General features: G+C 38.5%; 15 protein-coding genes. 4 read left to right on the forward strand and 11 right to left on the reverse strand.

Annotation, left to right across the window (positions count from 1 at the left end; translation table 11 throughout):
• Positions 1 to 667 precede the first annotated feature (667 nt).
• The 10 genes from ACFIMP_RS02065 to nth all read right to left on the reverse strand — a co-directional run bounded on the left by ACFIMP_RS02065 (position 668) and on the right by nth (position 10,412).
• Positions 668 to 1,054: a YbaN family protein gene (locus tag ACFIMP_RS02065; protein WP_375611405.1), complete on the reverse strand. Its 387-nt coding sequence runs from the start codon at positions 1,052 to 1,054 to the stop codon at positions 668 to 670.
• Positions 1,055 to 1,462: 408 nt separating this feature from the next.
• Complete coding sequence (locus tag ACFIMP_RS02070; protein WP_375685941.1) at positions 1,463 to 2,368, reverse strand: metal ABC transporter permease; 906 nt, start codon at positions 2,366 to 2,368, stop codon at positions 1,463 to 1,465.
• Complete coding sequence (locus tag ACFIMP_RS02075) at positions 2,365 to 3,231, reverse strand: metal ABC transporter permease (RefSeq protein ID WP_375611406.1); 867 nt, start codon at positions 3,229 to 3,231, stop codon at positions 2,365 to 2,367. Before ACFIMP_RS02075 ends, ACFIMP_RS02070 begins: the two co-directional genes overlap by 4 nt.
• Positions 3,228 to 4,058: a manganese/iron ABC transporter ATP-binding protein gene (locus ACFIMP_RS02080; protein ID WP_375685942.1), complete on the reverse strand. Its 831-nt coding sequence runs from the start codon at positions 4,056 to 4,058 to the stop codon at positions 3,228 to 3,230. The genes ACFIMP_RS02075 and ACFIMP_RS02080 overlap by 4 nt, the downstream gene beginning before the upstream one ends.
• Entirely contained in the window at positions 4,055 to 4,963 is a 909-nt protein-coding gene (locus ACFIMP_RS02085) for a metal ABC transporter substrate-binding protein (protein ID WP_375611408.1), read from the reverse strand. Before ACFIMP_RS02085 ends, ACFIMP_RS02080 begins: the two co-directional genes overlap by 4 nt.
• Before the next feature lie 290 nt (positions 4,964 to 5,253).
• Positions 5,254 to 7,668 (reverse strand): phenylalanine--tRNA ligase subunit beta, encoded by a 2,415-nt coding sequence (pheT, locus tag ACFIMP_RS02090; RefSeq protein ID WP_375685943.1) that lies wholly within the window; start codon positions 7,666 to 7,668, stop codon positions 5,254 to 5,256.
• A 32-nt stretch (positions 7,669 to 7,700) separates the two neighbouring features.
• On the reverse strand, positions 7,701 to 8,783 hold the full coding sequence (gene pheS, locus ACFIMP_RS02095) for a phenylalanine--tRNA ligase subunit alpha (protein WP_375612817.1): 1,083 nt from the start codon (positions 8,781 to 8,783) through the stop codon (positions 7,701 to 7,703).
• A gap of 94 nt (positions 8,784 to 8,877) precedes the next feature.
• Positions 8,878 to 9,279, reverse strand: coding sequence for a 50S ribosomal protein L20 (rplT, locus tag ACFIMP_RS02100; RefSeq protein WP_012754515.1), 402 nt, complete (start codon positions 9,277 to 9,279; stop codon positions 8,878 to 8,880).
• Between the two features lie 33 nt (positions 9,280 to 9,312).
• Complete coding sequence (gene rpmI, locus ACFIMP_RS02105; protein WP_183193590.1) at positions 9,313 to 9,516, reverse strand: 50S ribosomal protein L35; 204 nt, start codon at positions 9,514 to 9,516, stop codon at positions 9,313 to 9,315.
• Positions 9,517 to 9,671: 155 nt separating this feature from the next.
• Entirely contained in the window at positions 9,672 to 10,412 is a 741-nt protein-coding gene (gene nth, locus ACFIMP_RS02110) for an endonuclease III (RefSeq protein ID WP_375612818.1), read from the reverse strand.
• Between the two features lie 120 nt (positions 10,413 to 10,532).
• On the opposite strand from nth, the gene ACFIMP_RS02115 reads away from it, so the two are divergent.
• From ACFIMP_RS02115 to ilvD, 3 genes are all read left to right on the forward strand, one after another.
• Positions 10,533 to 10,964, forward strand: a complete 432-nt coding sequence (locus ACFIMP_RS02115) for an Hsp20 family protein (protein WP_375612819.1) — start codon at positions 10,533 to 10,535, stop codon at positions 10,962 to 10,964.
• Between the two features lie 26 nt (positions 10,965 to 10,990).
• Entirely contained in the window at positions 10,991 to 11,242 is a 252-nt protein-coding gene (locus ACFIMP_RS02120) for a BQ00720 family protein (RefSeq protein ID WP_012754519.1), read from the forward strand.
• Between the two features lie 971 nt (positions 11,243 to 12,213).
• Positions 12,214 to 14,052, forward strand: coding sequence for a dihydroxy-acid dehydratase (ilvD, locus tag ACFIMP_RS02125; protein ID WP_375685944.1), 1,839 nt, complete (start codon positions 12,214 to 12,216; stop codon positions 14,050 to 14,052).
• A gap of 1,031 nt (positions 14,053 to 15,083) precedes the next feature.
• Here ilvD and mutS read toward each other — a convergent pair.
• Entirely contained in the window at positions 15,084 to 17,828 is a 2,745-nt protein-coding gene (gene mutS / locus ACFIMP_RS02130; protein WP_375685945.1) for a DNA mismatch repair protein MutS, read from the reverse strand.
• Between the two features lie 195 nt (positions 17,829 to 18,023).
• Between mutS and ACFIMP_RS02135 the strand changes: the two genes are divergently transcribed.
• Positions 18,024 to 20,324 carry an NADP-dependent malic enzyme gene (locus ACFIMP_RS02135; protein WP_375611416.1) on the forward strand — a complete coding sequence of 767 codons (2,301 nt, stop codon included), beginning with the start codon at positions 18,024 to 18,026 and terminating at the stop codon, positions 20,322 to 20,324.
• The last annotated feature ends 38 nt before the right edge of the window (positions 20,325 to 20,362 follow it).

Below are 20,362 nucleotides of genomic sequence, written 5' to 3' on the forward strand. Positions count from 1 at the left end.
GAGATGTTTCATTAAAATAAATGTGTAAATAACATGATTTGGGAGACCTTTTGTTTTACGTGAGGGGCATGACTTTATTAAAAACAGAGAATGCAATAATATTTTTATTTCGAATAAGCTTTATACAAAGACAGAGAAATTATTTATTCGCATATTATAATAAGAATGCGTGTATATATAAAACCATTTGAAAAACTCTGTTGTTTCTTATGAATTATTCTTAAGTTAATAACAGATGTAACATTAAAGATTGATATAATAGACCGGCTTCTTAACTGTATAAGTATAAAAATGATGGTGTTTAGTAAGCTTTGTATTATATCCTCATTAAGAGATATGAAAACAAACGAAATGTCTTTTAGAAAGAAATGACTATCATATCAATGACTTTTTAATGATGTATATGTAGAGATTCATACAAACATGCTTTACAAAAATAATGACTCTCTTCCATGAATGTGATTTATCATTGTTTACCAAGTGAGAACATTTTGAGTGTTCATAAAAATTATTTCACAAACATATTATTAATTAATTGCGTTCAAAAAGCTTGCTATTTCATATGCATTTTGGAAATGGAGAGCTTATATTCAAAACTTAAAAGTTCTCATAGTTTTTACAAATAAGTTGAAGCTAAAAAGAGTATCCCATAAAGCCTTTTTTATCATTAGGAAGATGGACGTGTTACAATATAAATGGCAATCAGCAATAATATAACCGCAACAAGTAAAGAAATCCACAAAGGAGGGTGTAGCATTACAAAAAAGGATAAAAATCCTCCTGTCATACTCATCATTGCAAAAACTTTAACGAATGGAGAGATTGCTTTTTTTTCTTCCCATCGCTTAATAGGGGGACCAAAAATACGATGATTATTCAACCATTGATGAAAACGTGGAGAAGAACGCGTAAAACACCATGAGGCAACCAATAAAAAAGGCACAGTTGGCATAATAGGTAATACGACACCGATAATACCTAATATAACCATCGCCCACCCTGCTATATAATAGCAGATACGTAAAGGGTGCGATATCTTCAAATCTTTTTTCATTTTCTCGTACTATTTTCCTCTACGCAAAACCCTATACAAAAACATTGTATCTGTTTTTTTCTGTTTACATGTCTGAGTGCACAATTACGCTCTACCCCTTCATGCGTAAGTGTCTTTGCTGTTATAAGTTCCTTGAAAATACCGAATAGCTTACACAATATTATAATCATTTTAAATGATTTCAAGAAAAGAGGAGAGATTTTAGAAAAACAAAAAAATAAAAAGGCTGCAGAAGAAATCAATGCAGCCTCTTAATTAAGAATGCAGTGTTGGGGGGGAGAAAATTTACTGCATTCACCTGCTAGATATTAGGAGGAAAAATAACCTAGCACCCCAAACTCTAATTAAAATAAAAATGAGAAACAATATATAAAAATGCATGGCTGATATGCATGAATTTTAACACTTTCAAGTCTCTTGAACTGTGTTTCGACGAAAGAAAATCATCATGAAAATAGCCATAAAAATCAACGTCAAGATCAACACAATTGTGGAAGCAGAATCAGAGCCGATAAATAAGCTGAGATAAATCCCTAAAAAACCAGAAAAAGCTGCAACAAGTATCGCGATCATTAACATAAAAGAAAACCGCTTTGTGACAAGATAGGCAATTGCTCCTGGTGCTATCAGTAAAGAAATAACGAGTACGATCCCTACAGCTTTCAAAGCTGCAACAATTGTAAGAGAAATCATCGTTAACAGGGTATAGTGGAGTAGAGATATTGGTAACCCCATTGCATGTCCTTGAACTGTGTCAAAAATATACAGCATAAAGTCGCGCCATTTTGCTGCTAAAATAAAAGTGACAACAGCGGAAATGATTGCCGTCTGCGTTATATCAAGCCAGTTAACACCCAAGAGATTACCAAATAGAATATGATTCAAATCTAAGCTACTATAAATAGACGTGGCTAAAACAAGCCCCAAACCAAACATTGAAGAAAAGACCACACCCATCACCGTGTCCTGTTTGATACGGCTATTGCTCCCTAAAAAACCCGTTAATAGTGCACACACCATTCCTGCAACAAAAGCACCGCAAGTAATCAAAGTCATTGTAATATTCTCTGGACGCATATGCTGAAACCAAGCAAATGGCAAAGAAGTTAAAAATGCGATTACCCATGGTGTTGTCATATAACCAACAACAACACCTGGAAAAACTGCATGAGAAATGGCATCGCCTAACAGCGCCCATCCTTTCAAAATAAGAAAACAGGAAAGCATCGCCATGGGAATAGAAAGAATCATGACAATAAGCATACCCTTAAGCATAAAAGAAAACTGAAACGGAAGCAGTAATTGATCGATCATGATAATATTACACCCTTTTTTGCCGCATTTATGCGTAAGCGCGCAGCAATAAACCCATGTTTAGGAGCAAAAATAAAAGCCAAAACAAATAAAGATGCTTGAAAAAGCACTACAACCCCCCCCGTTTGTGCATTCAAAAAATAACTCACATAAACACCCAAGACACTTGTGAAGGTTCCAATTACAACTGCAATAACCAAGATGTTTACGAAACGATCACTTAAAAGATAGGCCGTTGCCCCAGGTGTCACAACAAGACAAATGACTAAGAACGCTCCAACGGTTTGCATCGCAGCAACGGTACAAGCGGCAAGCAATGTGAAAAAGAGAATCTTTAAAAATTTTACGTTTAATCCAATGGCATGCGCATGCGTTTCATCAAATAACGAAACAAGAAGATCTTTCCATTTCAAAAGCAATATAAGCAACGAAACAAAGCCGATAAAAGCCAATTGTAGAATATCTGTTGAACTCACTGCTAAAATATTTCCCAAAACAATCGTATCAATATTAACGGCCATTGGTTTTAATGATTTGAGAAACAACCCAAAGGCAAAAAAGGAAGAAAAAATGAGCCCAATAATGGTATCTTCTTTAAGCTTTGTCCGATGGTTAAAAAAGAGCATTGCTGCTGCTGCAAGACCACCAGAAAAAAAAGCGCCGAGTGAAAAAGGTAACCCTAAAAGGTAAGCTCCTGCTACACCAGGAACAATCGAATGGGAAAGTGCATCACCAATCAATGACCAACCTTTTAACATCAAAAAAGCTGAAAGAAAGGCACAAACACACCCAACTAACCCAGAAACCCACATTGCATTCACCATATATTGATAGCTCAGTGGCTCAAGCAACCAAGAAATCATGCAACGTGCTCCACTCTTTCAATATCTTCACAAACTGCAGACTGCTTTCTTCCCATGAAAACATCATTTTTTTTTGTGGTTTGAAGATCAAAAATATGGTGATGCAAAGACCCTCCAAAAGTTTTCTCCAGATTTTCCTTTGTAAAGATTTTTTCTGTTAACCCAGAAGCTAAAACAGTACCTTTTATTAAAACTGTATGATCACAAAATTCGCGAACAGAACCCAAATTGTGAGTTGAAACCAAGATCACTGCTCCTTCTTTACGAAGATCTTGTAGCAAAGCAATGATTTTATCTTCTGTTGTAACGTCAACCCCTGTAAACGGCTCATCTAATAAAATAGCTTTTGCTTTCTGTGCAAGAGCGCGCGCTAGAAAAACACGCTTTTTCTGTCCACCAGAAAGTTCTCCAATTTGGCGCTTGGCAAAAGCCAGCATATCAACACGTTCTAAGGCAATACGAACGGCTTCATAATCTTGTGTACGGGCATAGCGAAAGAAATTCATATGACCGTACCGCCCCATCAATACAACATCTTCAACCAAGACAGGAAAATTCCAATCAACATCTTCACTTTGAGGAACATAAGCAATAAGATTTTTTTTCAAAGCTACATCAACGGGCAAATCAAACATGCGAATTTTTCCCTTTGAGGGGCGTACAAACCCCATAATCGCTTTAAATAACGTTGACTTACCGGATCCATTAACACCAACCAATGCCGTAATAGAACCCTTTGGACTTTCAAAATTCACTTCGCGTAAAGCTGTATGTCCATTACGATATGTTACCGTTACTCCTTGGGCAAAAATTCCATATTCCGTCATTGGTTTTTTACTCCCTCTACTAAAGCATTGCTAATACGCCCACTCGTGACACGTAATAAATCAATATAAGTGGGTACCTCACCATTTTTCTCACTTAAAGAATCAACATAAAGAACACCACCGTATTTAGCTCCTGTTTCTCTGGCAACCTGCTTAGCAGGCGCAGGGGAAATAGTGCTTTCAGAAAAAACTGCATGAATATTGTATTTGCGAACCATATCAATAACATGCTTGACCTGCTGTGGTGTTCCTTGTTGGTCAGCATTGATGGGCCATAAATAAAGTTCTTTTAGATCAAAATCACGCGCCAAATAGCTAAAAGCCCCCTCACTGGTCACAAGCCAACGTTTATCTTGCGGTACAGCTTCTAATTCAGCCCTAATTGGATCAATCGTTGCACGAATTTTCTGTTTATAAATTTCAGCATTCTGTTTATAAATTTCAGCATGTTCAGGATCATATTTTACAAAAGCATCGCGAATATTATCAACGTAAATCAAAGCAGAGGTCGGTGACATCCACGCATGAGGATTGGGTTTACCGCTAAAGGGGCCCTCACCAATTTTAATGGGTACAATACCTTTTGAAACAACAACACTTGGAACATCCTTGATATTTTGAAAAAACTTTTCAAACCAAAGCTCTAACTCTAAACCATTCCACAATACAAGGTTAGCTCCCTGAGCACGCATAAGATCGCGTGGGGTGGGTTGGTATTCATGAATTTCCGCACCTGGTTTTGTAATGGATTCAACATCAGCGGCATCACCTGCTACATTGCGTGCCATATCAGCAATGATAGTGAATGTCGTAACAGCTTTAAATTTACCAGCACACAAAGCAAAATTGGGTGTAAAAAAAATAACACTTCCAAAAACTATGGTGAAAAACGTTCTTACGTTCATTGATTCTCTCTTTCCTTTATATGCCTTCTTTTTATTGCAAATAATTTGCATTATCATTTAGCAATAGCAGTTATCTTTTACATTTGCAATGAAGGATTAAGAGAAAAAATAACTTTTCAAGATGTTTAAAAACAGTTTTTTCATATTGAAAAAATTGATGATTTAAGCAGCTTGTTTTGGTAAGGAGGTCCCCTTTCAAGAAGTTCTATAGCTCTTGAGTGCTAAACAAAAAGGGAGTACTCAAACAAGCTCCCACTTCATGTAAAATATCTCATAAAAAATGAGAATACTCAGTAGCGTAAATATGCACCTGTCATTTTGGTAACATTATCCACGATCTTTGAGGCAAGCTTTTCTAAATCTTCATCTGTTAAAGTCCGTTCTATGGGCTGAATAGTTACTTCAATTGCAACAGATTTTTTATCTTCACCAAAGCTTAAATCTTCAAAAATATCAAAAACCTGCACTGAATGAATAAGTTTTTTATCGGCTCCACTTGCCGCCCGAATAATAAGAGAAGAGGCAACAGTTTTATCCGCTATAAAGGCAAAATCACGCCGCACCATTTGAAAAGGTGAGAGTTTCAAAGGAGGACGGCTTTTGGTCGTTTTTTTCTTTGATTCTGGAATTCGATCTAGAAAAATTTCAAAGCCGCATAAAGGGCCACTGACATCTAACTTTTCTAATGTAGCAGGATGAAAAACACCAAAAAAACCAAGAATAATCTTTGATCCAAGTTTTATGACACCTGAACGACCAGGATGATACCAATCCGGTGCTCCAACTTCAATCTGCACTTTCCCAACATCCATATCGCATGCTTCTAAAATAGCTAAAGCATCTGCTTTGGCATCAAAAACATCAACGACGGTTGCATTTCCATTCCAAAAACGCCCAGCCCCTTTAAATTGCTCTGTTCCGCGACGAATTCCACTAACAACACGGTGTTGTTTATCAGGGGTGTCGCCCTCATAAATACTTGAAACTTCAAACAAAGCAAGATCGGAAAAACCACGATCAGCATTTCTTTGTGCCGCCATAATCAAGCCAGGTAAAAGGGAAGGACGCATCATTGACATATCAGCAGCAATAGGATTAACTAATTTAAGCTCTTCTTGACCTCCTCCAAAAGCAAGAGCTTGATTTTCAGAAATAAAAGACCATGTCACCGCTTCTTTCATACCACGTTGCACTAGAGCCAAACGTGTAGCACGTGAACGAATTTGTGCGCATGTTAAAATTTGATCTTTTCCTTCTGCAAAGTTTTCCAAAGGAATAGGTTTAATTTCATCTAACCCATAAATTCTCATAACCTCTTCCACCAAATCGGCTTTACCCATAATATCAGGGCGCCATGATGGTACTTTTACCGTAACGACTTCTCCTTTTCCTTCAACAAAAAATCCAAGTTTTGTTAAAATAGAGATGACTTTTTCAGGTTCTATTTCCAAATTTGTTAAACGTTTAATTTCAGAAAAAGGAAAAGCGATCTGTTTGATTTCTTGTTGCTGATAGCCAACGATCTTCTTTTTAGATACTTCACCACCACAAAGACGTAAGACCAATTCTGTTGCAATCTCAAGTCCTGTTTCTATAAAAGCCGGGTCAACACCTCGTTCAAATCGATAACGTGCATCACTAATAAGACCTAATGCTCTTCCTGTTTGTGCAATGCTTCGCGCATCCCAAAGCGCCGATTCAATAATAATGCGATGTGTTGTTTCATCACAACTCGTTCTTTCACCGCCCATGATACCGGCAATCGAAACAACCCCCTCGTCATCTGCAATGACACAATTCTTAGGGCCCAGATGATAGATTTTTCCGTTCAGTGCTTGAAGCTGCTCTCCTTCACGCGCGCAACGTACACACAAATTACCTTTAATTTTATCTGCATCAAAAACATGGAGCGGACGACCAAGGTCAAAACTGATGTAATTGGTCATATCAACAAGCGCATTAATCGGTCTCAGACCAATTGCATTCAAACGCTGTTGCATCCACTGTGGTGATGCACCATTTTGAACATTGCGCACTTCACGCCAAGCAAAACCTAAACATAATGATGAATCTTGCGAAAAATCTAATGAAACATCGAGAGGTGTTTCAAAGGAAGGATCAAATTTTGACAAGGATAATTCTTTTAATTTTCCCATTCCAGCGGCAGCAAGATCACGTGCAATACCACGAACACCTGTGCAATCGGAACGATTAGGGGTCAAACCAATATCAATAACCGGATCATCTAAACCAGCATAAGCTGCAAATGAACCTCCAATAGGTGCATCTTCTGGAAGTTCAATAATCCCATCATGCTCATTTGATAATTCAAGCTCCGCTTGTGAACACATCATCCCAAAACTTTCAACACCTCGGATTTTTCCTACAGATAATGTTACATCAAGTCCTGGAATATAAGTGCCTGGTAGTGCCAGAACACCAACAAGACCTGCGCGTGCATTTGGTGCTCCACAGACAACTTGAACAGGTGTGGAAGTCCCTGTATCGACTGATAAAATTTGAAGTTTATCTGCATCAGGATGCTTTATTGCTGTTAAAACTTTTGCAATCACAAAACCTTTTAAAGAAGACCGATCATCAACGTAATCAACCTCAAGACCTATAGCGGTTAATTTTTCACAAATTTCATTCAAAGATGCATTTGTTTCTAAGTGATCTTTTAACCAGGACAATGTAAACTTCATTTTAAAACCTCACATGAAAGCGATGACTAAGATCACACATTTCTATTAGGAAAAAAAGCAGGCATATCAAAGCAACGAAAGCCATAATGGTCTAACCAACGCAGGTCAGCATCAAAAAAAGCCCGCAAATCAGGCATACCGTATTTCAACATGGCAATACGATCAATGCCCATGCCCCATGCAAAACCTTGATATTCATCTGGATCTAAACCAACATTTTTCAACACCTGGGGATGCACCATTCCGCATCCTAAAATTTCCAACCAATCCTGCCCTTCTCCGAACTTTACTTCTGAACCAGAACGATCACATTGAATATCTACCTCCATAGATGGTTCGGTAAAAGGGAAAAAAGAGGGACGAAAACGCATTTTTACAGAGGGAACTTCAAAAAATGCTTTACAAAAAGTTTCATGCAGCCACATCATATGTGCAATGGTGGAGGTTTTATCAATGACAAGACCCTCGACCTGATGGAACATGGGAGAATGTGTTGCATCCGAATCCATGCGGTAAGTTTTTCCAGGAATAATGATTCGTATCGGTGCTTTTTGTTTTTCTAGTGTGCGAATTTGTACGGGTGATGTATGGGTTCGCAATAATTTTCGTTCTCCCATTTTATCAACATCAAAAAAGAAGGTATCATGCATTTCACGCGCTGGATGCCCTTCAGGAAAATTCAATGCTGTAAAATTATAATAATCTGTTTCAATATCAGGTCCCTCTGCAAGAGAAAAACCCAACTTTGTATAAATGGCAATAATTTCCTCAATCACTTGTGAAATAGGATGAATGCGTCCCCGTTCTATAGGTGAAGAGCGAACAGGCAAGGTAACATCAACTGTTTCACGAGAAAGACGGGCATCCATTGCCTGTCTTTTCAGAAGATCACGCTTTTGTGCCCATAATTCTAAAATGCGATTTTTTAATCCATTAAGAACTGGTCCAACTTTATGGCGCTCGCCAGCATCCATTTTTCCTAATTCTTTTAATTTTTCAGAGATACTACCTTTTTTACCCAATGCTGCAATACGCACTTCTTCAAGTGCTTGTTCATCACCTGCTGCCTCTAAGGCTAAACAAATTTCTTGTTCCAGACGCTCAATATCATTCATATTTTTGCCTATTTTTTAATAAAGAAAAACCCGCACTCGCAATAGCCAGCACGGGACCTCGAATAAATGAATGCTTTAAGAGAACACGACTGGCTTATTTGACAGCGCCTTCGAAAGCATTAGGTGTCGTATCTTTTAAATATTCTAAAGCTTTTTTTGCCGAAGCAACTAAAGCAGAAAATGCTTCTGCCTCATGGATTGCTATATCTGAAAGAACCTTACGATCAACCTCAATACCGGCTTTTGATAAGCCATCAATAAAACGTCCATAAGTTAAACCTTCTGCGCGAACAGCCGCATTAATTCTCTGAATCCACAAAGCACGGAAAGTACGTTTCCTATTTTTGCGGTCACGATAAGCGTATTGCTTTGAACGATCAACCGCTGCTTTAGCTGCACGAATGGTATTTTTACGACGACCGTAAAAACCTTCAGCCTGTTTAAGAACTTTTTTGTGCTTAGCGTGTGCTGTCACACCTCTTTTCACACGAGCCATATTATAATCTCCTCAAAATCAAAAGCGTAAGGTTTAAATACCATTCGGCAAATAATGCTGAATGACTTTTTTAGCATCTTGTTCACACAAAACCATTGTTCCACGTGCATCGCGAATAAATTTATTCGAACGCTTAATCATGCCGTGGCGCTTACCGGCAGCTGCTACTTTAATTTTGCCTGACGCAGTGATTTTAAACCGCTTTTTAGCGGATGATTTGGTCTTCATCTTGGGCATTTTGCTACTCCGTACATTAATTTATTCAATCAAACATTTTATTCACTCAAGCGGACCAACGCTTGAACAAGCATTTAAACAGCCACGGCATGCCCTGCCGGGCGGCTCTTAAAGACGTTTTCATAAGCTAGTATACACAAAATAGCAAGACCGTATTACAAAAAAATCGGCGCTCCATTGCCTTGAAGCTCAACCAAAGGTGCTGGAATTGCATTTGTTTTGATGGCTGCTTTACATAAATCGGCAATAATGCATTGCGTACATTGTGGTTTACGGGCTTGACAAATATAGCGACCATGTAAAATCAGCCAATGATGCGCATGGCGAATATAATGAACCGGTATAATCTTTAATAATTTTTTCTCAACAATTTCTGGTGTTTTTCCAGGCGCCAAACCAAGACGATTGCTTAAGCGAAAAATATGTGTATCTACTGCCAATGTAGGCTGACCAAAAGCAACATTCAAGACCACATTAGCCGTTTTGCGCCCCACTCCAGGAAGGGCCATGAGTGCTTCACGCGTATCGGGTACTTGACCGCCATAATAATCAATTAAACAGTTGCAAAGCGCATAAACATTACGTGCTTTTGCACGCCAAAGGCCAATTGAACGGATATGATTTGCTATTTCTTCTTCCCCTAATGCAACCATTTTTTCCGGTTGATCAGCAAGGCAAAATAATTCTTTTGTCGCTTTATTAACGCTTACATCTGTCGCTTGAGCCGAAAGCACAACGGCAACTAAAAGTGTAAAAGTATTTATGTAGTTAAGATCACTCTTAGGTGTTGGGCGTTGCACAGAAAAACGGCGAAATATTTCCGCAATTTCATCTTTATTATACAATATACTAGATAAATTTCGCACCTTTGATAATTTTATGTTACTTTGAGGCATTGAACTCTCTTAAATCTTCTCTCTTGAAGTTATCATTCACGCTCGCCATATGAGAGGAGTGCAGCGAACACTTTTATAGAGTTTGGTCAAGTAAAGCCGTTTTAAAGAGGATACTCATGAATGACACATGTGACGCCTTTCTCCAATCCTTTTCTTTTAGGGTTTGAAACCGTAGAAAAAATATTGCAACGTATCGGTAAAGCTGATGAGGCTTACCCAGCCTATAATATTGAACGTTTGCATAAAAGTGATGATGCAAATCATATCCGGATAACTTTGGCTGTTGCTGGATTTAAGATTAACCATCTTAATATTTTACTCGATGATAATCAATTGGTTATTCATGGTAAACAAACAGACAACCAAAATCATCAATATTTATATCGCGGTATAGCTGCGCGACAATTCCAGCGAACCTTTGTTCTCGCGGAAGGGATGCATGTTACAAATGCAGAGTTGAAAAATGGTCTTTTATCAATTAATCTGTATCAACCAAAATTAAAAAAAGAAATAAAACAGATTCCAATTAAAGTCAGTAGTGGTGAGTCATAAAAGTTAAGGCGTAAAGGAACAGTGAAATGGGAGAACACAAACAAAACTTGTCGTTTCAGAACACATCCTACTCTGATGCGGGACAGATTGCCTATTTAAAAAAAGTTTGTACAGATGATCTGGCTAAAAACTTTCCAGATCTTCCACCAATGACCCCAGGCATTACGATATGGGCTCTCTTTGGTGAAACAGGTTATCCTATCATTTTATCCGATGAGCGTTCTATCGCCCTTGCTGGAGCCAATGAGCATGAACTACAAATTGTAACTCTGCACTAGATTACCTTACGAGAAAAAGCTGTACTCTTTATAAATTCTATCTGTTTTTTCGTAAAGGGTGTAATGTGAGTTATAATTAGATTAAGTATTGATTTATATTCATAATTAATTTTTTACAACTGGAATGAGAGTCCCGAATATCATAAGGTTCTCTCATTTGAGATCTTCTTATATTGAAACAATTAAAGTCACTTGCTTGATGTCATAAGCAGGGAGAGCCATGTGGATAAAAACACTTGAAGAAAGGAATAAAAATATCTCTTTTTAATTGTCTCAATTACCAAGGACGTTCACGATATGGGGATAAAAAAATGTATGATGGTGTCAGTTTTCTTCTTCATAAGTGTGAAGATGTCCCTTATAGATTTATATTATTCACGGGGGCTGTTATACCATTCATAGGCGCTATCGTGAAATGGGCTCGAGTGCATTGAAAGATGTCTCTTTAAAATGAGTATAAAGGCTATACAAGTGTATTTTGTTTGGTGTGTTTTGTTCTTCCTGAGGGGAGTAGCTCTATTGAAGAGTGTAAAAACAAAAGCATGAGATAATGCGTCATCATTATTTAAAAGATATTTTTATGAATGCGTTTGAAAGGTGTAAAGCTGAATTATAAGGAGATGATAGATTTTTATCACGATTTCTTTATATTCTTTCCAATTCCAGAAATTACGCAAACAGATAGATGCAATATGCTAACCAAATCTGGCATACAAAAATCTGGAACAGTTCGTGTCATACTGAAGCGTTTTGATATTTGTCTCAAACGTGGACTTGCACAGGGATTAGATGTTGATTAACAGGTAATAAAAAACAAAGGCTTTATGAAAAAGTTTATGCAGAGCTTTTAATTTTGTGCTTCAAATGCCGCAGTACAAGGTATTTTTCTCTTTTGAATATTAAAGCTCTTGTTTTTATAATGAAGTTACAGCACAACAAGCAAAATGGAATTATTTGAGGGGAAAAAAATAATGCCTTCTTACCGTTCAAGAATATCAACCCACGGGCGTAATATGGCAGGAGCCCGCGGACTTTGGCGTGCAACAGGGATGAAAGATACTGATTTTGGTAAACCCATTATTGCGATTGCGAATTCTTTTACACAATTTGTACCAGGGCATGTTCATTTAAAAGATCTTGGGCAATTAGTCGCACAACAGATAGCAGTTGCCGGTGGTGTTGCGAAAGAATTTAATACCATTGCTGTAGATGATGGAATTGCGATGGGGCACGATGGAATGCTCTATTCGTTGCCCTCACGTGAAATCATTGCTGATTCTGTAGAGTATATGGTTAATGCACACTGTGCAGATGCACTTGTTTGTATTTCTAATTGTGACAAAATTACACCTGGTATGTTAATGGCTGCTTTACGGTTGAATATTCCGACAATCTTTGTTTCAGGCGGTCCTATGGAAGCAGGTAAGATTAAATGGAAGGATCAAGATCTAACGGTTGATTTGGTCGATGCCATGGTTGCAGCAGCTTCAGAACAAAATTCAGAAGAAGAAGTTGCTGAAATGGAGCGTGCTGCTTGTCCTACATGTGGTTCTTGTTCAGGAATGTTTACGGCCAATTCTATGAATTGCTTAACGGAAGCATTGGGGCTTTCTCTTCCCGGAAATGGATCAATGTTAGCAACACATGCAGATCGACGAATGCTTTTTGAAGAAGCTGGAAAACAGATTGTTGCATTGGTTAAACGTTATTATGAAGAAGATGATGAAACAGTTTTGCCGCGCTCTATTGCTTCACGCAAGGCTTTTGAAAATGCAATGACCGTTGATATTGCCATGGGGGGATCAACCAATACAGTACTGCATCTTTTAGCTGCAGCGCAAGAAGGTGAGGTGGATTTTACCATGACGGATATTGATCATCTTTCACGTTGTGTTCCTGTTTTATGTAAGGTTGCTCCTGCTGTTGCAAATGTACATATGGAAGATGTTCATCGCGCTGGTGGTATTATGGGGCTTTTAGGTGAACTGGATGCGGCAGGACTCATTGATACATCAACTTATACGGTTCACGCAAAAACAATGAAAGAAGCTCTTTACCGCTGGGATGTAAAGCAAACTAATGAGCCAACAGTTCATGCATTTTATCGTGCCGCTCCAGGTGGTATTCCAACACAGACAGCTTTTAGTCAATCTTGTCGCTATGAGACCCTTGACCTTGATCGTGAAAAAGGTGTGATTCGCGATAGGGAACACGCATATTCACAAGATGGGGGATTGGCAGTTCTTTATGGAAATCTTGCAAAAGATGGCTGCATTGTAAAAACAGCAGGCGTTGATCAATCAATTTTAACTTTTAAAGGTCCGGCAAGAATTTTTGAAAGCCAAGATTCAGCTGTTTCAGCTATATTAACTGATAAGATTAAAACAGGTGAAATTGTTTTAATCCGTTATGAAGGCCCACGTGGTGGACCTGGAATGCAAGAAATGCTTTATCCAACGAGTTATCTCAAATCTAAAGGATTAGGCAAGGTTTGTGCACTTGTTACAGATGGACGTTTTTCAGGTGGAAGTTCAGGGCTCTCAATAGGACATATTTCACCAGAAGCTGCTGAAGGAGGAGAAATTGCGTTGGTGGAAGAGGGGGATATCATAGAAATTGATATTCCAAATCGTAGAATTCATATGTTGGTGGATGACGTTGAGATGAACCAGCGCCGTTCTAAGATGGAAGCAAAAGGAAAAGGCGCTTGGCAACCGATTGAGAAGCGTCAGCGTAAAGTTTCAAAGGCTCTCAAAGCCTATGCAGCGATGACCACATCTGCTGCAAAGGGTGCAGTACGTAATATTTGATGAGTTGAATAGAGATAGTGCTCTGATTTTTTGCATCTTTTGCACGATATTCTAAGCTAATTATTTTATGAGTTTATGAACTTATCAGAATATTTCGAGTCATGATGAGTATGATTAAAAAGCTATCAATACAACTAAAAACTGCGGTAGATTGCTTATTTTAGCAGCTATGTAAGACAGATACAGTATAATTACTTTTCATATCATATTCCAATCTTATATGAGATTATGATTTCTTATTACTCATAATTTATGAAAGATATTTATTGTACTGGTGGCATTATCTTGTTGTACCGTAAAAACACTGTCATTTAGAGCTGTGATATACGGCATCTTCCTTAAATATTAAGTGTGTTTTTAGTGTGTGGTGAATATTCTTAGACTTGTTTGTAAAGCTTTGAGTTTAAGAGAAGCACATGATTAGGAAGTCAAGGAAAATCCGTTAGAAGCTGGACTATTTGCAGACTTGATTCGAATGAAAATCCTTATCCATTAAGGTGTGGGAAGGAGTTGAAGGATGTTTATGAAAATAAAGTACAGCTGTGATATATCTGATTATATGTTTCATATGAAAACAGTAAAAGAGCTCTTTATAACTTAAAATGTGAAGAAAATGCGAGACCCATTATCCATGAATTTATTATGCAAAATGGGATGGTATTTCAACACCAACAGCTTTAAACTAGAAATGTTGCTATGATAACAATAATATCGATCATGAAAAAGCATAATTCACTAAATATGGCGTATTTGCAAGGTGGAGGAGATTTCATGACAATCTTTACAAAAAACGACTATCTTGTAAAAATAGTCGATATTGACCAATTTTGTGTATACGGGCCAATATTGATCTAAGGAAATATGAAATATAATGCATAGGGTTTTGCCTATAGGCAATTACACTTATCAAAATATATTATGTAGAAAAGCGATGGGAATACGATAAATAACTGTTTATGCTGTGGTATATCAAAAATGGTTACGTTATCTCCTATTAAGAAGGTTTTTTAATAAAAAATAACATCTGTTTTCTATAAAGGGTTACTCTTTTCAAGCTGTTTGAGGTGGTAAATTGCTTCTAAAGCTTGTTTAGGAGAGAGTTCATCGGGATGAATATTTTTTAAAGCTTCGTGAAGTATACAATGTTTGTTTTTTGCTTCATTGACGGGAGATGTTGCTTTAAGAGAAAAGAGTGGTAAATCATCAATGAGTTTATGTCCTTTTCCAGCCATTTCGCCTTGTTCTAATTGATGGAGTACATCTGTTGCTCGTGTAATAACGGCTGGGGGAAGTCCAGCAAGCTTTGCGACTTGTACACCATAGGAACGGTCAGCGGCTCCTGGTGTGACCTCATGAAGAAAAACTACATCACCATCCCAATTTTTGACTTTCATGGTTACATTATGCAGTCTGTCAAGTTTTTCGGTAAGTGCAGTCATTTCATGAAAATGGGTAGCAAGAATAGCACGACAATGGTTAACTTCATGGAGATATTCAACAGCAGCCCAAGCAATAGAAAGTCCATCAAAGGTTGATGTTCCACGTCCTATTTCATCAAGAATAACAAGGGAATGGTGGCTAGCATGATTGAGAATCGTTGCTGTTTCAACCATTTCCATCATAAAGGTTGAGCGCCCTCGTGCAAGATCATCGGAAGCCCCAACGCGACTAAATAGGCGATCAACGACACCAATATGTGCTGAAGTTGCTGGAACGAAGGACCCCATTTGCGCCATAATAGCAATAAGAGCATTTTGCCGCAAAAAAGTTGATTTTCCTCCCATATTAGGCCCTGTCAACAGCCAGATTGCTGCATATTGCTGATTTTCTTGCACAGAGAGATCACAATTATTGGCAATAAAAGGTTCTGCTGCTTGTTTGCGGAGTGCTTGCTCAACGACAGGATGGCGTCCTGCTGTAATATGAAAGGTAAGTGAAAGATCAATTTTAGGGCGGCAATATCCTTGTTCTTCAGCAAGATATGCTAAAGCGACAGAGACATCTAAAATAGCAAGTGCTTCAGAGGCTTTACGAATAAAATCAACTTGTTCGGTAATTTCATGAACGAGAATATCAAAAATCTCTAGTTCAAGTGTCAATGCGTGATTGGCAGCATGGGCAATACGGCTTTCAAGGTCAGCGAGCTCTGTTGTCGTAAAACGCATAGCGTTTGCCATTGTTTGCCGATGAATAAAACGTGCTTTAGCTTGTGGATTATTTGTAAGGGAAGATGCTTGTGTGCTGGTTACTTCAATGAAATAACCTAGAATATTATTATGCTTTATTTTAAGCGTCTTAATATCTGTTTCTTGGGCATATTGCGCTTGAAGCTCAGCAATGACACGGCGAGATTCATCACGTAAAGCACGCATTTCATCGAGCTCTTTATGATAATTAGAACGAATAAAACCACCATCACGTTTAAGGAGTGGGAGATCATCAGCTAATGCTTGTTCTAAATGAAAGTATAACGCTGTAGGTAATTTTGAGAACACCTGTTGTACATCACTTATTTCTTGAGGCAGAAGCTCATTATCAAGAAGTTGATGCAATTCACGAATGATTTCAAAGCCACGCTGGATTGTCGCTATATCACGGGGACCTCCTCGTCCAAGAGCCAAACGTGAAACGGCGCGGGGCATATCTGGTCCCCCCTTTAAAATAAGCTTTATCGCTTCTGCAAGAGAAGGATTACGTAGAAAAAAATCGATAGAATCCAAACGCGTATCAATAGCTGAAGGAGTTGTGAGGGGAGCAATAAGGCGGTCAATAAGAAGGCGTGATCCTCCTCCTGTTACAGTGCGATCAATAGCTTTTAATAAACTTCCATCCCGTTGACCTGATGTCGTACGAATAAGTTCAAGGCTTAGTCTGGTTGCAGCATCAATAAAAAGAGTTGCACTTTCATTTTGGCGCTCAGGCTGCATGAGGGGAGGGCGATGCGTGATTTGTGTTTTTTCGATATAACGAATAGCAGCTACAATTGCAGAGAGTTCACAGCGTGAATAATCGGCAACGCCTTCAAGAGTTGAGAGTTTAAAATAATTGCAAATATCGCGTTCAGCGGTGAGTGCATCAAAGAGACAAGCAGGTTGAGGTGAAACGATACGATCAAGAACACTAAAAAGTGACTTGTGAGATTTATCATGAAAAAATGAATCAGAAACAATGATTTCTTGTGGATCCACACGCATAATATCTGCTAAAAGTTTTTCTTGGCGGCTCTCTGTTACACGAAATATGCCTGTTGAGATATCAATCCAAGAAAGAGCAAATTCCTCTCCATCGCTAGTTTTTATACGGGAAAGTGTCATCAAATAATTTGCGCGTGTTGGATCAAGGAGTTTTTCTTCTGTTATTGTTCCAGGTGTTACAAGACGAACAACATCACGCCGAACAACAGATTTTGAGCCACGTTTTTTTGCTTCAGCAGGATCTTCTATTTGTTCACAAACAGCAACTCGGTAACCACAAGCAATCAGTTTTTGTAAATAATCATCTGCAGCATGAACGGGAACACCACACATAGGAATATCTTGTCCTAAATGTTTTCCGCGTGCTGTGAGTGTGATTCCTAAAGCCTGAGCAGCTTCAATCGCATCATTAAAAAATAATTCATAAAAATCCCCCATTCGGTAAAAGAGAAGGGAATCATGATGGACGGCTTTGATTTCTATGTACTGCTCCATCATAGGTGTAAGACGTTCTTGAGAGGAAGCAGATGGGGAGGCAGGCTGTGGAATTAAATTATTTTTATGATTGTTTTTTTTATCCATTTGTACGAGGCCTGTTTCCTTTAAGTGAAGTTTTTACTCTTTTTTGTTTACTTCAATATCTATTTATCTCTAAATTGCAACGCATCATCAGATTTGCTAAGGCAAGAATAGCGATTTCTAATATATGAATCAAATTTAATGACTATACGCATTATCAAGCAAAATTTACACTGTTTTTGGAGAAAATAAAGTGAGATGAAAAAGAGCGAGCAGGATCAGAAAATGTCTCAAACTGTTTACAGTGCGAGCGAAAGAGAAGCTCTAGATTTTCATAGTCGTGGTCGACCAGGAAAGCTTGAGATTATTGCAACAAAGTCTATGGCAACACAGCATGATTTAGCACTTGCTTATTCACCAGGTGTTGCCGTTCCAGTTAAGGCAATTGCTCAAAATCCAGCGCTAGCTTATGATTATACAGCAAAAGGTAATCTTGTTGCTGTTATTTCAAATGGAACCGCTATTTTAGGGTTAGGCAATTTAGGTGCACTTGCCTCTAAGCCGGTCATGGAAGGCAAAGCAGTGCTGTTTAAGCGTTTTGCGGATATTGATTCCATTGATTTAGAAATTGATATAAATGATACGGAAAGTTTTATCAATTTGGTGCGTCATTTAGAACCTTCTTTTGGTGGAATCAATCTTGAAGACATTAAGGCACCTGAGTGCTTTATGATTGAAAGCCGCCTACGCGAGGTGATGAATATTCCTGTTTTTCACGATGATCAACATGGTACAGCGATTATTGTTGCTGCGGGTGTTCTCAATGCTTTGACTTTAACAGGGCGCGATATGCAAAATACGCGGTTAGTCTGTAATGGTGCTGGTTCTGCTGGGATTGCTTGTATTGAACTGATTAAAGCAATGGGCTTTCGTTCTGAAAATATCATATTATGTGATACAAAGGGTGTGGTCTATGAAGGTCGTAAAGAGGGAATGAATCAGTGGAAATCTGCGCATGCTATTCAAACGGATAAACGTACGCTTATGGAAGCAATGGAAGGAGCAGATATATTTTTCGGGGTTTCTGCTAAAGGTGCTCTTACCCCTGAAATGGTAAAATCCATGGCGCCGCAGCCGATCATTTTTGCTATGGCCAATCCCGATCCAGAAATTACACCGGAAGAGGTTATGCAAGTGCGTCATGATGCTATTGTTGCAACAGGGCGTTCCGATTATCCAAATCAGATTAATAATGTTCTCTGTTTTCCTTATATATTTCGTGGTGCGCTTGATGTGCGTGCAACAGTTATTAATGAAGACATGAAGATTGCTGCGGCAAGGGCTCTTGCCGATTTAGCGCATGAGGAAGTACCTGACAGCGTTGCAGAAGCTTATCGTGGAAAGCGATTAAAATTTGGTCCTAATTATATCATTCCCGTTCCTTTTGATCCGCGTTTGTTCACAGTTGTTTCAATAGCGGTAGCAAAAGCAGCAATGGAAAGCGGTGTTGCACAAAAGAACATAGATGATTTAGAGGCCTATGAGCGTGATTTAAATGCGAGGCGTGATCCTACTTCTTCGATAATGCGTGGGGTTTATAACCACGTTCGTCAAGCGCCAAAACAAATTGTTTTTGCAGAAGGTGAAGAAGAACAAGTTATGCGGGCAGCCGTTTCTTATGTTCATCAAAAATTAGGACAAGCGATTTTGGTTGGTCGGGAAGAGCAAATAAGAGAAGCAGCTGTTATCGCTGGAATTGATTTGGAGCGTGAAGGTATTTCTATTATAAATGCCAAGCTTTCTTGCCGTACAGATGCTTATGCGAATTATCTTTATAAAAAGATGCAGCGTCAAGGCTGGCTGTTGCGTGACTGTCATCGTCGTATCAATAATGATCGCAATTATTTTGCTGCGTGTATGGTGGCACTAGGAGATGCTGATGCAATGGTTACAGGGGTGACACGCAATTATGAAACAGCGTTGATCGATATACGTCGGGCAATTGATGAAAAACCAAAAGAACGATTGATTGGTATTTCAATGGCCATTTGCCGTGGCCGAACTGTGTTTATTGCCGATACAGCTGTTTATGAAAATCCTAATGCTGAAGAATTTGCTGATATAGCGGAACAAACAGCTTCGTTTGTACGTGGATTTGGGTATCAACCACGGGTAGCATTTTTAGCATTTTCTACGTTTGGCTACATGAAAGGGCAGACGACGCAGCAAATTCAGGATGCAATTAATATTTTGCACGAACGCAAGGTTGATTTTGAGTTTGATGGAGAAATAAGCGCTGATGTGGCGCTCAATTCCAAATTGATGCAGCAATATCCATTTATGGGATTAACGGAGCCTGCTAACATTTTGGTTATGCCTGGATATCACGCATCTTCCATTGCAAGCAAAATGTTACAAGAACTCGGTGAAGCAACTATCATTGGTCCTATTTTAATTGGATTGGAAAAATCTGTCCAAATTGTACCGTTTAGTGGGAGCGATACAGATGTTGTCAATATTGCAATGCTTGCGGCTTATCATGCCGCAAAAGTCGTCTAAAGGAAAAAAGCCCCTAATATACCAATAATATATCAAGG

Origin of the sequence: Bartonella sp. AP65SXKL (assembly GCF_042195725.1) — a bacterium.
Classification (GTDB): domain Bacteria; phylum Pseudomonadota; class Alphaproteobacteria; order Rhizobiales; family Rhizobiaceae; genus Bartonella.